This is a genomic window from Pseudomonas sp. NCCP-436, assembly GCF_019656335.1.
Taxonomy (GTDB): Bacteria; Pseudomonadota; Gammaproteobacteria; order Pseudomonadales; family Pseudomonadaceae; genus Aquipseudomonas.
In genome coordinates, this window is record NZ_BPLZ01000001.1 from 123,875 (window position 1) to 137,800 (window position 13,926).

A 13,926-nucleotide genomic window follows, 5' to 3' on the forward strand; every position below is an offset into this window, starting at 1 on the left:
ATCAAGAGGTCAGGGCAGCAGGATGGTCGAGCCGGTGGTCTGCCGAGCGCTCAGTGCATCCTGCGCGGCAGCCGCCTCCTTCAGCGGATAACGATTGCTGATGTCCACCTGCAGCTTGCCACTTTCGATCATGCCGAACAGTTCGTCGGCCATCGCCTGCAGGCGCTGCGGGGTATCCGCGTAACCAGCCAGCGTCGGGCGGGTGACGTAGAGCGAGCCTTTCTGCGCCAGGATGCCGAGGTTGACCCCGGTGACCGCGCCGGAGGCGTTACCGAAGCTGACCAGCAGGCCGCGCGGAGCCACGCAATCCAGCGAGGTCTCCCAGGTGCTCTGACCGACGCCGTCGTAGACTACCGGGCACTTGGCCCCGTCGGTCAGCTCCAGCACGCGCTGCAGCACATCCTCGTGGCTATAGACGATGGTCGCCCAAGCGCCCAACTCGCGGGCACGGGCGGCCTTTTCCGCCGAACTGACCGTGCCGATCAGGCGCACGCCCAGCGCCCTGGCCCACTGACAGGCGATGGAGCCGACACCGCCGGCTGCGGCGTGGAACAGGACGGTCTCGCCGCCCTTGAGCTCGAAGGTCTGGCGCAGCAGGTACTGTACGGTGAGGCCCTTGAGCATGACCGCGGCGGCCTGCTCGAAGCTGATGCTGTCGGGCAGGTGCACGAGCTTTTCCGCCGGTAGCACATGCAGCTCACTGTAAGCCCCAAGAGGGCCGGTGGCGTAGGCCACGCGATCACCCACGGCAAAGCCCTCGACGGCACTGCCCACCGCCTCGACCACCCCGGCCCCCTCGGTGCCCAGACCCGACGGCAACGCAGGTGGCGGATAGAGCCCCGTGCGGTAGTAGGTGTCGATGAAGTTCAGACCAATGGCACGGTTGGCCACCCGTACCTCGTGCGGGCCAGGCTCGGCCGGCTGGTAGTCAAGGTATTGCAGCACTTCGCTGGTGCCGTGCTGGGAAAACTGGATGCGCTTGGCCATGGCAACTCCTCATTGGCGCCGGCCGCCCGGAGACGGCGAAGCCTCTATCCAAACGCCCTGCTTGATCGGCGTCAACTACGGGGTGAGCTGCGGGAATGTTATGCTGCCGACCGATTTCATATTCGCCCCGCTCAAGGTGCCGCCGTGACTGACCGTACCGAGGCCGTGAAGGCCTACCTGCTCGACCTGCAAGACCGCATCTGCTCCGCCCTGCAAACCGAAGACGGCAAGGCCGTATTTGTCGAAGACGCCTGGCAGCGTCCCGCTGGTGGCGGCGGGCGCACCCGGGTGATCGAGAACGGCGCGCTGATCGAGAAAGGCGGAGTCAATTTCTCCCATGTGTTTGGCGCCAACCTGCCGCCCTCGGCCAGTGCCCACCGTCCGGAACTGGCCGGTCGCGGTTTCCAGGCACTCGGCGTGTCGCTGGTGATCCACCCGGAAAACCCCTACGTGCCGACTTCGCACGCCAATGTGCGCTTCTTCAGCGCCGAGAAGGCAGGCGAAGAGCCGGTCTGGTGGTTCGGTGGCGGCTTCGACCTGACGCCCTACTACGCCAACGAGGAAGACTGCGTGCACTGGCACCAGGTGGCCCGTGATGCCTGCGCGCCGTTCGGCGCCGAGGTCTATCCGAAGTTCAAGGCCTGGTGCGACCGCTATTTCCACCTCAAGCACCGCGGTGAGCCGCGCGGCATCGGCGGGTTGTTCTTCGACGACCTCAACGAATGGGACTTCGACACCTGCTTCGCCTTCATGCGCGCCATCGGCGATGCCTATCTGCAGGCCTACCTGCCCATCGTGCAGCGCCGCAAGCTCACCCCCTTCGGCGAGCGTGAGCGCGAGTTCCAGGCCTACCGCCGCGGTCGCTACGTGGAGTTCAATCTGGTGTTCGATCGCGGCACCCTGTTCGGCCTGCAGTCCGGCGGGCGTACCGAGTCGATCCTCATGTCGCTGCCGCCGCACGTGCGCTGGGGCTACGACTGGAAGCCGGAGCCGGGCAGCGAGGAGGCGCGCCTGACCGAGTACTTCCTCACCGATCGTGACTGGCTTTCGGCCTGATTCCGCAGCCCGGCCTACACAACAGGATTTCTCATGGACCGCTACTGCGTCTTCGGCAACCCCATCGGCCACAGCAAATCACCGCTGATCCATCGTCTGTTCGCCGAGCAGACCGGCCAGGCGCTGACCTACGATGCGCGCCTGGCACCGCTGGATGACTTCGCCGGCGATGCCCGATCCTTCTTCCACGATGGCCTTGGCGCCAACGTCACTGTGCCATTCAAGGAGGAGGCCTTCCGCCTTGCCGACCAGCTCAGCGAACGTGCCCGCCGCGCCGGTGCAGTGAACACTCTGAAGAAGCTGGCAGACGGTCGCCTGCTCGGTGACAACACCGACGGCGCCGGGCTGACCCGCGACCTGCAGGACAACGCCGGTTTCAGCCTGGCCGGCAAACGCATCCTCATCCTTGGCGCCGGAGGCGCCGTTCGTGGCGTACTGGAACCCTTCCTGGCGCAGAAGCCGGCGGTGCTGGTGATCGCCAACCGCACCGTAAGCAAGGCCGAGCAACTGGTGCGCGAGTTCGCCGATCTCGGCCCGCTGGTCGCCGCCGGTTTTGACTGGATCGATGCGCCGGTCGACCTGATCGTCAACGGCACCTCGGCCAGCCTGGGCGGTGAGCTGCCGCCGATTGCACCTGGCCTGATCCAGCCCGGACATACGCTCTGCTACGACATGATGTATGCCCGCGAGGCCACTCCCTTCAACCGCTGGGCCGCCGAGCAGGGCGCGGCGCGCTGCCTGGACGGCCTCGGCATGCTGGTCGAGCAGGCAGCGGAGGCCTTCGAGCTGTGGCGTGGCGTGCGTCCGGACACCGCACCGGTGCTGGCCGAACTGCGCCGCCAACTGGCGGGCTAGCGCCCATGGACGAACGGACGCTGCCACGGGTGCGGGGTTACCACGCCCACGTCTACTTCGATGCCGGCACCCTCGATCAGGCCCGTGCGCTGTGCGAAGAAGCCGCGCGGCGTTTCCCGCTGAAGATGGGACGGATGCACGAGCGCCCGGTCGGGCCGCATCCGGACTGGAGCTGCCAACTGGCCTTCCGTCCCGATCTGTTTGGCGAGCTGGTGCCCTGGCTGATGCTGCGGCGCAACGGTCTTAACGTGCTGATCCACCCGCTGACCGGCAACGATCTGCGCGATCACCGCGACTGGGCCATGTGGCTGGGACAGTCGCGGCCTCTGGATCTGAGCCTGTTTGACACAGACCGCTAACCCTCCTGCCTGCGATTCAGGACTCAACCTGCAGCAGGCAATCCGGATCGGCAACGACGAGTTCGGCCAGTACCTGCGGCCGCGCCCGACGCAGCACCAGGCAACGCTGCTGCGTCCGTAGACGCTGTGCCTCCTGCCGCAGCATCTGCACCCCGGCGTAGTCGATAAAGTTGACGTAGCGGGCATCGAGCACCACCCGCGTTGCCCGGCTGCCCTGCAGCAGCAGTTGGATGTACGGACAGGCGCCGAAGAAGATCGAACCCTCAATGCGCAGCACTTCGGCGTCACCATCCTGCCAGCGCCGTACCTGCGGTTGCGCGGTGCGCTTGAGATAAAAGAACAGCGACGCCAGCACCCCGGCATAGATGGCCGTCTGCAACTCCAGCAGCAATGTGGCCATAGTGCTCAACAGCAGCACCGTGAATTCCGTCCGGCTGCCTCGCCATAGCGCACCAATCGCCGGCCTGTCCACCAGGTTCCAGCAAATCAACAGGATTCCTGCTGCCATCACCGGCAACGGCACATAAGTCAGCCAGCCGGCACCGAGCAGCGTCAGCAGCGCAACCAGCAATGCCGAAAACAGTCCGGCCAGCGGCGTGCATGCCCCAGCCGAAAGGTTCAGCGCCGAGCGGGTGAAGGAACCGGCCGAAAGAAATGCGGAAAACCAGGGGCCGACCAGATTCGACAGGCCTTGGGCACAGGTTTCCTGATTGGCATCAAACGGCTGCCCGACTCGCAGCGTCAGTGCGCGGGCAATGGACAGACTGGTTACCAGACCAAGCATGCCGCAGGCTACCGCCGCCGGCAGCAGCTGCAGCACGTCGTCCAACCGCAGATCCGGCAGGACAAAGGGTGGCAGGCGCCCATCAAAGGGCGCGACCCGGGCAATCGCATCGCCGTAGTCTGCCGGCAGGGCGGAGCAGAGCAGGCTGCCAAGCAGCAAGCCAAACAGCAGTGCCAGCGCCCCGGAGCAGACGCGGCGTAACAACAACATCAATAGCAGGCTGACGCCGGCCAGAGCCAGGCTTGGCCCGTGCGCCTGCGGCAAGTGGCCGAACAGCACCAGCAGGCTGCTCAGCGCCGTGGCCTGGCCAGCCAGCTCAAGCCCCAGCAGAGCCGGCCCCTGGCCGATGGCAATAACCAGTGCGGCCCCCAGAGTGAAGCCGAGCATTACCGACGGCGAGACGAAGTTAACCAGCGTACCGAAGCGCAGCATACCAAGCAGCCACTGGAATAACCCGGCGAGCAGGCTCAGCAGCAGTAGCAGAGCGATATAGCGCTCGCTGCCAGGTTCGGCCAGCGGGCTGACGCTGCTGAACAGAACGACGGCAATGGCTGCTGTAGGGCCGCAAATCAGCAGCCTGGACGAACCCCACAGACAGGCAACCATCACCGGCACCACCGCCGCATACAACCCATACTCCGCCGGCAGCCCGGCGATCAGCGCGTAGGCCAGCGACTGCGGCAGTGCCAGAATGGCGCCACCGAGACCGGCCAGCGCATCCCTGCGCAGGCTGCGTCGATCAACGCCCGGCAGCCAGCGCAGAAACGGCAGCAATGACTGCCACTCAGGCAGTGCCATGGGGATACCGACAAGGGCAGGGCAGGCCCATCACAAGCGGCTCCTAACTGCGGCCAGAGCATCGCCGCCATCGAGCGTAGTAACGCCGTCGAGCCAGCCGTCGAGTACCTGCGGGTGAGCAGCGATCCAGTCGCGGACGGCCTCGTCATTGCCGGCCTGCTTGCCCAGCACCCGGTTCATGATGCTGTTTTCCATTTCCTGGGTGAAAGTCAGGTTACCCAGCAGCCGGCCGACATTTGGACATTCAGCCACGTAACCCTTGCGTGCCAGCGTGTTGACCTGGCCACTCTCGCCAAAATAGCGTTCGCCGCCGCGCAGGTAGCGCATGTCGTACTGCACGTTCATCGGGTGCGGCGTCCAGCCGAGGAACACCACGAACTCGTTGCGCTTCACCGCCCGGCCCACCTGCACCAGCATGGCCTGCTCGCTGGACTCCACCAGCTTCCAGTCGCCCAGACCGAACTCGTCGGCCTCGATCATCTGGCGGATCGTCTCGTTGGCCGGCGAACCGGAGGCGATACCGTAGAGTTTCCGGGCGAACCGCTCGGCATGCGCATCAAGATCGGAAAAGGTCTTGACTCCGGCCTCGTAGGCGTAGGCGGGCACCGCCAGGGTGTACTCGGTGCCGCTAAGGTTCTCCGTCACCTTGTCCACCTGGCCGCTGGCGACGAACTTGTCGTAGTGGCTCTGCTGCGCCGGCATCCAGTTGCCGAGGAACACGTCGATCTGGCCTTTCTGCAGCCCGGCAAAGATGATCGGCACCGCCAGGGTCCGGCTTTCCGCCCTATAGCCGAGGTTCTCGAGCAGGAATCGGGCGATGCCGTTGGTCACCGCAATATCGCTCCAGCCGGGATCGCCCAGCCGCACCGTGGCGCAGCCGGCGTCCTCGGCAAGAACCTGGCCAGTACTGGTGAGCGCGGCGGCAAGTAACAGCACGCAGGATCGCTTCATGGCATTTCTCCTTCTTCTGGTGTGCGGCAGGGGAGTCAGACCCTGGGGAAGCGAGCACGCCGCTCCAGGTCGTCAAGATCGATGTGGTTGCGCATGTACTGTTGGCTGGCGTCGACCCATGGCTGGTGATCCCAACTGGTACGCCGACCACGGGCGAGGGCATCGGCCACCAGACGGCGTCGGCGCTGACTGGCCAGAGTGGCGGCGTGGATTGCCGGAATGTCCCAGCGCTCGCGAGCCTCGGCGAGGAAGCCGGCCAGAATGTCGCGGTGTCCGGGGTCTCCAGCCAGGTTATGAAGCTCATCCGGATCGCTGGCGAGGTTGAACAGCAGCAGCGGATCCTGCTCGGAGTAGATGAACTTCCAGGGACCTCGACGGATCATCATCAGCGGGCTGGTAGTGCCTTCGGCCATGTATTCACCGAGCACCTCATCGTGCCCACCGCTGCCCTGCAGGTGCGGCAGCAGCGAGCGTCCCTCCAGCGCCAGACCTTCATCCATCTGGCCGCCGGCCAGCTCGACCAGGGTCGGCAGTAGATCAAGGGTCGATACCGACTGACGCACCCGGCGGGCAGCGAAGCGCCCGGGCGCATGCACCAGCAGCGGCACGCGGGCGGACATCTCGAACCAGTGCATCTTGTACCAGAGGCCCCGCTCACCCAGCATGTCGCCGTGGTCGCCGGAAAAGACAATCAGCGTGTCCTCGGCCAGACCGCAATCCTTCAGGGTCTTCAGCAATCTGCCAATGTTGTCGTCGATATAGCTGCAGGCACCGAAGTAGGCGCGCCGCGCATCGCGGATCTTTTCCGCCGGCAACGGCTTGTCCCACAGGTCGATGACCCTGAGCAGGCGCTGCGAATGCGGATCCTGCTCACCTTGCGGGATGTGCCGGCGTGGCAGGGGGATATCCACGCCCTCATAGCGATCCCAGTATTCGCGGGGGATGGTGTAGGGGTCGTGCGGGTGGGTCATCGATACGGTCAGGCAGAACGGCTGCTCGGGCGTCAGCCGCACATGGTCGTAGAGATACTGGCAGGCCTTGAACATCACCTCCTCGTCGAAGTCCAGCTGGTTGCTGCGCACGCAGGGGCCGGCCTGCAGCACCGAGGACATGTTGTGGTACCAACTGGCGCGCACCTCGGGCTCGTCCCAGTTCACCGCCCAACCGTAGTCGGCCGGGTAGATATCGCTGGTCAGGCGCTCCTCGTAGCCGTGCAACTGATCCGGGCCGCAGAAGTGCATCTTCCCCGATAGGGCGGTGCGGTAGCCGAGGCGGCGCAGATAGTGGGCATAGGTCGGAACGTCGGCGGGAAAGTCGGCGGCGTTGTCATAGGCGCCGATCTTCGACGGCAATCGGCCGCTGACCAGGGTGAAGCGCGACGGCGCGCACAGCGGGCTGTTGCAGTAGGCCGAGTCGAACACCACCGCCTGCTCGGCCAGCTTCATCAGGTGGGGCATCTGCACCGGCGAGGCGGCATCGTGCAGCGGCAGGATCGGCGCGGCCATCTGGTCGGCCATGATGAAAAGGATGTTCGGACGCTTCATGGTGGCAGCTGTTCCATAGATCTGGTTTATGCGAAATTTTCGCTACCATGATTTCGCTGAACAATGGCAGGGTAAACCTGGCTGACGGCAATACCTCGGATAAGCAGAACTTATGTTTAAACATCTTGATGCGATCCCCCTCGAAGCCCTGCGGGTTTTCGAGTCTGCAGCACGCCAGCTCAGCTTCACCGCCGCCGCTGGCGAGCTGGGTAGCAGCCAACCGGCCGTGAGCCAGCAGATCAAGCGTCTGGAGCAGCAACTGGCAACGCGTCTGTTCGATCGTGTCTACCGTGGCATCGTCCTCACCGAAGCCGGCGAACTGCTGCTGATGCATGTGCAGGAAGGCCTGGCCAGCCTCGACACCGGCCTGGCCGCCATCACCGCGCGTCAGCAGCACGAGGTGCTGCAGGTGGCCACCGACTTTGCCTTCGCCGCCTACTGGCTGATGCCCAGACTGCCACGCTTCAACCGCCTGTATCCGGAGGTGGATGTCAGCCTGGTGACCAGCGAACGTGACCCGACCTCGGTGGCCAGCGAAATCGATGTTGCCGTGCTGTTCGGTGACGGCCGCTTCAAGCATGGCGAAGCGCACCTGCTGTTCCACGAGGAAGTGTTTCCGGTATGCAGTCCACGCCTACTGGGGGGCCGGGCGGCGACTGCGGCCACCACCCTGTTGACCGAACTGCCGCTGCTGCACCTGCGCCCGGAACACCGCTCACGCTGGTTCGAATGGGAGGGACTGTTCCGTGTCCTCGGCATCGCCAGCCCGCCGACACCAGGTGCCCTGCGCTTCGATAACTACACGCTGTTGATCCAGGCCGCCATCGCAGGGCAAGGTGTGGCCATCGGCTGGCGCCATCTGGTGGATGAACTTCTCGCTCAGGGACTGCTCTGTCGTCTGGGTGACGCTGAAGCATATTCGGCGCTTGGCTATTACCTGGTGCTGCCCGAGCGCAAGCGTCGCCAGCGCCTGACCGCGCGTTTCGTCGACTGGCTGCAGGCCGAACTGAATTCTCCGGCAGCGAGCGTTTGATCGGACCATACTGCAATAGCAAAGCGTGAGTCCCTATACTGAGCGGCGCCGCACAGGTCGGTCTTTCTTCATTGCCGGCCGCGGCCTTTCCACTCCAACCGGTGAAGTGAACCGTGAAACTCCGTCATTCGATATTGGGCCTGCTGCTGTGTGGCAGCCTTGTTGTTTCGAACCTCCAGGCCGCGCCGGCCCAGCCCAAGCAGGAGCTGGCCGCAGGTAGCGCCCTGCTGATCGATCTGAAGACCGGCCAGGAACTGTATTCCAGCAACCCGGACCTGCGCCTGCCGGTTGCCTCCGTCACCAAGCTGATGACCGCCATGGTGGTACTCGACGCCAAGCTGTCGCTGGACGAGGTGCTGCCGATCACCATCCGCGACACCAAGGAAATGCAGGGCGTGTTCTCCCGCGTGCGCATCGGCAGCGAGATCACCCGCCGCGAAATGCTGCACCTGGCGCTGATGTCCTCGGAAAACCGCGCGGCTGCCAGCCTCGCTCACCATTATCCGGGTGGCCACGCGGCCTTCGTCGCGGCGATGAACGCCAAGGCCAGGGCACTGGGCATGCACAACAGCCATTTCGTCGAGCCCACCGGGCTGTCCGAGCGGAATGTCGCCACCGCACGCGATCTGGCGCTGATGGTCAAGGCCGCCAACGGCTACCCGCTGATCCGTCAGTTCAGTACCGACTCCGAGGCTACTGTGGCGTTCCGCAAGCCGAACTACACCCTGGGTTTTCGTAATACCAACGCCCTGGTGCGTAAGCCTGACTGGGAGATAGCCCTGAGCAAGACTGGCTTCACCAATGCTGCTGGCCGTTGTCTGGTCATGCTGACCTCGATGAACCGGCGCTCGGTCGCATTCGTGGTGCTCGGCGCCTTCGGCAAGTATACCCACATGGCCGATGCCAACCGGCTCAAGCGCTGGCTGGAAACGGGCAAGGTTACCCCGGTTCCGGCGGCCGCGCTCAGCTATAAGCAGCAAAAGCTGGCCGAGTGGAACCTGCAGTGAAGGCGTAATCCCTCGACTCAGCGGCCGCCGGCGATATCGATCAGCGCGCCAGTGGTATAGGAGGCGCTGTCCTCAAGGAGCCAGAGGATGGCTTCGGCGACCTCCTCGGCGCGTCCGGCCCGGCCCAGCGGTGTGGTTTTGCCCAGTCGCTCGGCTCGATCCGGCTGGCCGCCGCTGGCGTGGATCTCGGTATCGATCAGCCCCGGGCGGACTGCGTTGACCCTTACTCCCTCGCTACCCAGCTCCTTGGCCAAGCCTCGGGTGAGCACATCCAGCGCGCCCTTGGCACCGGCGTAGTCGACATATTCGAACGGAGCGCCGAGGCTGGCGGCGATGGACGAGACCAGAACCATCGAGCCGCCCTCGCCGCCCCGACTGCGGGCCATGCGTCGGGCACCTTCGCGGGCGGTCAGGTAGCTGCCCAGCACATTGATGTCGAACATCCGCCGCAGGCGTTCGCTGCTCATCTCCAGTAACGGCATCGGCGGCGCCACGACCCCGGCATTGACCACTAGACCATGCAGTGGGCCGAGCGTGTCCATGGCCTCGAAAATACCCAGCAGTTCCTCCTCGTGGGCTACATCTCCGGGCAGTGCGATAGCCTGGCCGCCGGCCGCGACAATCAGCTTCACCACTTCTTCGGCAGCGGCGTGATCCTGACGGTAGTTCACTCCTACGCTCCAGCCACGACTCGCGGCCAGTAGCGCGGTGGCGCGGCCGATGCCGCGGCTGGCTCCGGTGATCAACAGATTCTTGCTCATGACGATAGGCCCCTGATCGGTTGACTGAAGATAGGCATCAATGCTGACAGCCTCGCATGAGGCAGGTGGCAGTAGATAGATCTTTTGTGCGCACGCTTTTGGTGCGCATGCTGGATCAAACGAGTGCGCGCGCATCATGGTGGATCATTTTCGCGGTTTGCCGTGTCCTTACGTCACCTTCTGTGCGTCGCAATAACGGACAGGCAATGCTTGCAGGAGGCCAGCCTGCGCCAGAACTGCCCGACAATCGCCGCGATGATTGGCTGAAGATTGACCGATAGTCGTAGAAATTCTCTGCTGAATCTTTGGGGCGCAGTTTTTGCTGGAAGAAACAGCAAGTTTCGATTTACTCCAGAAAACTCTGTAAGCGGCGCGCCGTTCGACCGCTCCATATCCTCTGCTGTCGCTATCAGCCCGGGACTGACATAAGGAACCGCGATGGAACACAACGTCTCACTCATCACCATGCTGGCAGGCGGCTTTGGCCTTGCGCTGATCTTCGGCTTTATCGCCGAGAAGATCCGCCTGCCGGCATTGGTCGGTTATTTGTTCGCCGGTATTGTCATGAGCCCTGCCACTCCCGGCTTTGCTGCGGATATGGAGTTGGCGCCGCAGTTGCTGGAGATTGGCGTGATGCTGCTGATGTTCGGCGTCGGCCTGCACTTCTCGCTCAAGGATCTGCTGGCCGTAAAGAAGATCGCCCTGCCCGGTGCCGTGGTGCAGATGGGGCTGGCTACCGGACTGGGACTGGGCATCGCCAGCTGGTGGGGCTGGACCTTTGGCGAAAGTCTGCTGCTGGGGTTGTCGCTGTCCTGCGCGAGCACCGTGGTGCTGCTCAAGGCGTTGGAAACCCGTGGCATTCTCGACTCGATGAATGGCCGCATCGCGGTTGGCTGGCTGGTGGTGGAAGATCTGGCCACGGTGCTGGTGCTGGTACTGCTACCGCCGCTGGCCGGTGCGCTCGGCGGCAACAGCCCGACGGCCGATGCCAGCATGCCGCTGTGGTACGTATTGGGACTGACTTTGCTGCAGGTTGCCGGCTTTATTGCGGTAATGCTGCTGGTCGGTCGCCGTTTGCTGCCATGGCTGCTCCTGCAGATTGCCAAGACAGGCTCGCGCGAGTTGTTCACTCTTTCGGTAGTAGCGGCTGCCATCGGCATCGCCTATGGGGCATCCGTGCTGTTCCATGTGTCCTTTGCCCTCGGGGCATTCTTCGCCGGGACAGTCATGCGCGAGTCGGATCTGTCTCACCGTGCAGCGGAAGAATCGCTACCGCTGCGCGATGCCTTCTCGGTGCTGTTCTTCGTTTCCGTGGGCATGCTGTTCGACCCCCTGGTGCTGGTGGACGAGCCGCTTCACGTACTGGCGGTGGTCGGCATCATCATCGTTGGCAAGGGCCTGGCGGCAGTGTTTATCGTGTTGGCCTTCCGCTATCCGCTGAACACTGCGCTAACCGTGGCCGCGAGCCTGGCGCAGATCGGTGAGTTTTCCTTCATCCTGGCCGGGCTGGGCCTGGCGCTCGGCCTGTTGCCGCAGGAAGGCATGAGCCTGGTACTGGCCGGGGCGCTGATTTCCATTGCGCTGAACCCTTTAGTATTCGGTCTGGTGCAGCCGTTCAAGGCCATGGTTCTCAAGCGTTCGGCTCTGGCCAGGCGCCTGGAGCACCGTGCCGATCCACTGGCTGTGCTGCCTACCAGTACAGAGAAGAAATACCTCGAAGGTCAGGTGGTGGTGGTCGGCTTCGGCCGTGTCGGTCGACGCATCACCTCTGCATTGCAGCAGCGGCATATACCCTTCGTGGTGGTAGAGCAGAACCGCGAGCGCGTCGAGCAGATCCGCGCCGAGGGCCTGGCAGCGGTCAGCGGCGACTCTGGCGATCCGGGCACACTGATCCAGGCGCATATCGCCAAGGCTTCGATGCTGGTGATTGCTACGCCGGATCCGCTGAATGTGCAGCGCATGGTGGAAATCGCCCGTACGCTGAACCCGGGCATCGAGGTGGTGATTCGTACCCACAGTGCCAATGCGATGCAGATCTTCCGCCGCGAAGGTCTTGGCGAGGTGTTCTTCGACGAGGAAGAACTGGCACGTGGTATGAAGAACCACATCCTCTCCAAGTTTGCCCCGGTACATGAGGCTGTTCACCAGCCGGCACACGGGCACTAGGCTCTGTACAAGAAGTGTCGGCGCTCGGCGAATTTTCGTACAGAACCTGATCCGGCGTCGCGCCGGGTGTTGCTATAGCGGCACCCGGGGGGGCGCCCGGCGGACATGACGCCCGCTGCTACAGCCGCTACCATGCGCGCCCCCTCAGCGATTCATTGCTCTCTCCATGAAACTCGCACGTCTGCGTGCCGACCTGCTGGCCGGTCTGACTTCACCTTCGCCCTGGTGCCCGAGTGCATCGCCTTTGCTCTGGTGGCCCAGATCAACCCGCTGATGGGCCTGTATGGTGCCATCATCATTTGCACTCTGACCGCGCTGTTCGGCGGTCGGCCGGGGATGATTTCTGGCGCCGCCGGCTCGATGGCGGTGGTGATTGTCGCGCTGGTGGTTCAGCATGGCGTAGAGTACCTGCTAGCTGCGGTTCTGCTGGGCGGGTTGATCATGCTGCTGTTTGGCTTGTTACGTCTGGGCAAGCTGGTGCGCATGGTGCCTCTTCCGGTGATGCTGGGCTTCGTCAATGGCCTGGCGATCATCATTGCCCTGGCCCAACTGGAGCATTTCAAGGACAGTGAGCAGTGGCTGAGCGGATCTTCTCTGCAACTGATGCTCGGCCTGGTAGGGCTTACCATGCTTATCGTCTATTTGCTGCCGAAGCTGACACGTGCGGTTCCACCCGCTCTGGTGGCGATCCTCGGCATCGGTGTGTTGGTCTGGTTGCTTGATCTGCCAACTCGCACTCTGGGCGACATGGCGCAGATCGCCGGCGGTCTGCCCTCCTTCGCCCTGCCCGATATTCCCTGGAACCTGGAAACTCTGACAATCATTGCGCCCTATGCCGTGCTGATGGCTTTGGTCGGGCTGTTGGAGACCCTGCTGACGCTGAACCTCACCGACGAAATTACCGCCAGCCGCGGCCATCCTGACCGTGAGTGCGTCGCCCTCGGTGTGGCCAACATGACCTCTGGAGTCTTCGGTGGTATGGGGGGCTGCGCGATGATCGGGCAGACGGTGATCAACCTTGGCTCCGGTGGTCGTGGACGCTTGTCAGGCGTGGTTGCCGGGGTGATGATCCTGCTCTTCGTGCTGTTTCTCTCGCCGCTCATTGAGCGCATCCCGCTGGCGGCGCTGGTGGGGGTGATGTTCGTGGTGGCGCAGCAGACCTTCGCCTGGGGCTCGCTGCGCGTAGCTGGCAAGGTGCCGGTCAACGACGTGCTGGTGATCGTCGTGGTGACCGCCATCACCGTCGCCACCGACCTGGCTACAGCGGTGCTCTGTGGCATCGTCCTCGCAGCGCTCAACTTCGCCTGGCAGCATGCCCGCGAACTCTATGCCGACAGCGATGTGCAGGCCGATGGCAGCAAGCTCTACCGCGTGCACGGCACGCTGTTCTTCGCCTCCTGCACCACCTTCCTGGCGCAGTTCGAGCCAGCCGATGATCCGCAGCAGGTGACTCTGGACTGCCGTCACCTGAGCGTTGTCGACTACTCGGCCATCGCCGCACTGAAAACCCTGCGTGAGCGTTACCAACGCGCCGGCAAGCAGCTGCGCGTGGTGCATCTGTCCGAGCGTTGCAAGCAATTGCTCAAGCGCGCCGGCTCGGACCATTGAGTGGAGCCCGGTGACAA

General features: G+C 63.9%; 11 protein-coding genes and 1 pseudogene. 7 read left to right on the forward strand and 5 right to left on the reverse strand.

Annotated elements, in window-relative coordinates; all coding sequences use genetic code 11:
- Window positions 1-9: 9 nt before the first annotated feature.
- On the reverse strand, window positions 10-987 hold the full coding sequence (locus tag NCCP436_RS00630; RefSeq protein ID WP_220801859.1) for an NADPH:quinone reductase: 978 nt from the start codon (window positions 985-987) through the stop codon (window positions 10-12).
- 144 nt (window positions 988-1,131) lie between these two features.
- Here NCCP436_RS00630 and hemF point away from each other — a divergent pair, with 144 nt between their 5' ends.
- The 3 genes from hemF to NCCP436_RS00645 are packed head-to-tail and all read left to right on the forward strand — an operon-like array spanning window position 1,132 to window position 3,257.
- A complete protein-coding gene (gene hemF, locus NCCP436_RS00635; protein WP_220801860.1) occupies window positions 1,132-2,043 on the forward strand; it encodes an oxygen-dependent coproporphyrinogen oxidase in 912 nt (303 codons plus the stop codon).
- A gap of 33 nt (window positions 2,044-2,076) precedes the next feature.
- Entirely contained in the window at window positions 2,077-2,898 is an 822-nt protein-coding gene (aroE, locus tag NCCP436_RS00640; protein WP_220801861.1) for a shikimate dehydrogenase, read from the forward strand.
- Window positions 2,899-2,903: 5 nt separating this feature from the next.
- Window positions 2,904-3,257, forward strand: a complete 354-nt coding sequence (locus tag NCCP436_RS00645) for a DOPA 4,5-dioxygenase family protein (protein WP_220801862.1) — start codon at window positions 2,904-2,906, stop codon at window positions 3,255-3,257.
- 16 nt (window positions 3,258-3,273) lie between these two features.
- On the opposite strand, the gene NCCP436_RS00650 is transcribed toward NCCP436_RS00645, so the two are convergent.
- Genes NCCP436_RS00650 through betC form a run of 3 tightly spaced genes read right to left on the reverse strand, consistent with a single transcriptional unit; the run spans window position 3,274 to window position 7,334 of the window.
- A complete protein-coding gene (locus NCCP436_RS00650) occupies window positions 3,274-4,839 on the reverse strand; it encodes a SulP family inorganic anion transporter (RefSeq protein WP_220801863.1) in 1,566 nt (521 codons plus the stop codon).
- Window positions 4,840-4,869: 30 nt separating this feature from the next.
- Window positions 4,870-5,790, reverse strand: a complete 921-nt coding sequence (gene choX, locus NCCP436_RS00655; protein WP_220801864.1) for a choline ABC transporter substrate-binding protein — start codon at window positions 5,788-5,790, stop codon at window positions 4,870-4,872.
- Between the two features lie 35 nt (window positions 5,791-5,825).
- Complete coding sequence (gene betC, locus NCCP436_RS00660; RefSeq protein ID WP_220801865.1) at window positions 5,826-7,334, reverse strand: choline-sulfatase; 1,509 nt, start codon at window positions 7,332-7,334, stop codon at window positions 5,826-5,828.
- Window positions 7,335-7,446: 112 nt separating this feature from the next.
- Between betC and NCCP436_RS00665 the strand changes: the two genes are divergently transcribed.
- Both NCCP436_RS00665 and pbpG read left to right on the forward strand, forming a co-directional pair.
- Window positions 7,447-8,367, forward strand: a complete 921-nt coding sequence (locus NCCP436_RS00665; protein WP_220801866.1) for a choline sulfate utilization transcriptional regulator — start codon at window positions 7,447-7,449, stop codon at window positions 8,365-8,367.
- A 113-nt stretch (window positions 8,368-8,480) separates the two neighbouring features.
- Window positions 8,481-9,374 (forward strand): D-alanyl-D-alanine endopeptidase, encoded by an 894-nt coding sequence (gene pbpG, locus NCCP436_RS00670; protein WP_220801867.1) that lies wholly within the window; start codon window positions 8,481-8,483, stop codon window positions 9,372-9,374.
- Window positions 9,375-9,391: 17 nt separating this feature from the next.
- On the opposite strand, the gene NCCP436_RS00675 is transcribed toward pbpG, so the two are convergent.
- A complete protein-coding gene (locus NCCP436_RS00675) occupies window positions 9,392-10,135 on the reverse strand; it encodes an SDR family oxidoreductase (RefSeq protein ID WP_220801868.1) in 744 nt (247 codons plus the stop codon).
- 438 nt (window positions 10,136-10,573) lie between these two features.
- On the opposite strand from NCCP436_RS00675, the gene ybaL reads away from it, so the two are divergent.
- The gene (ybaL, locus tag NCCP436_RS00680; protein WP_220801869.1) at window positions 10,574-12,301 is read left to right on the forward strand and encodes a YbaL family putative K(+) efflux transporter; all 1,728 of its coding nucleotides are present in this window, start codon (window positions 10,574-10,576) and stop codon (window positions 12,299-12,301) included.
- A gap of 166 nt (window positions 12,302-12,467) precedes the next feature.
- Window positions 12,468-13,909 (forward strand): annotated as a pseudogene (locus NCCP436_RS00685) (SulP family inorganic anion transporter).
- Window positions 13,910-13,926 lie beyond the last annotated feature (17 nt).

What these genes read in the sequence shown, in the direction of transcription:
- NCCP436_RS00630 (WP_220801859.1), bottom strand. Translation starts at nt 987, where the DNA reads ATGGCCAAGCGCATCCAGTTTTCCCAGCACGGCACCAGCGAAGTGCTG.
- aroE (WP_220801861.1), top strand. Translation starts at nt 2,077, where the DNA reads ATGGACCGCTACTGCGTCTTCGGCAACCCCATCGGCCACAGCAAATCA.
- NCCP436_RS00645 (WP_220801862.1), top strand. Translation starts at nt 2,904, where the DNA reads ATGGACGAACGGACGCTGCCACGGGTGCGGGGTTACCACGCCCACGTC.
- NCCP436_RS00650 (WP_220801863.1), bottom strand. Translation starts at nt 4,839, where the DNA reads ATGGCACTGCCTGAGTGGCAGTCATTGCTGCCGTTTCTGCGCTGGCTG.
- choX (WP_220801864.1), bottom strand. Translation starts at nt 5,790, where the DNA reads ATGAAGCGATCCTGCGTGCTGTTACTTGCCGCCGCGCTCACCAGTACT.
- betC (WP_220801865.1), bottom strand. Translation starts at nt 7,334, where the DNA reads ATGAAGCGTCCGAACATCCTTTTCATCATGGCCGACCAGATGGCCGCG.
- NCCP436_RS00665 (WP_220801866.1), top strand. Translation starts at nt 7,447, where the DNA reads ATGTTTAAACATCTTGATGCGATCCCCCTCGAAGCCCTGCGGGTTTTC.
- NCCP436_RS00675 (WP_220801868.1), bottom strand. Translation starts at nt 10,135, where the DNA reads ATGAGCAAGAATCTGTTGATCACCGGAGCCAGCCGCGGCATCGGCCGC.
- ybaL (WP_220801869.1), top strand. Translation starts at nt 10,574, where the DNA reads ATGGAACACAACGTCTCACTCATCACCATGCTGGCAGGCGGCTTTGGC.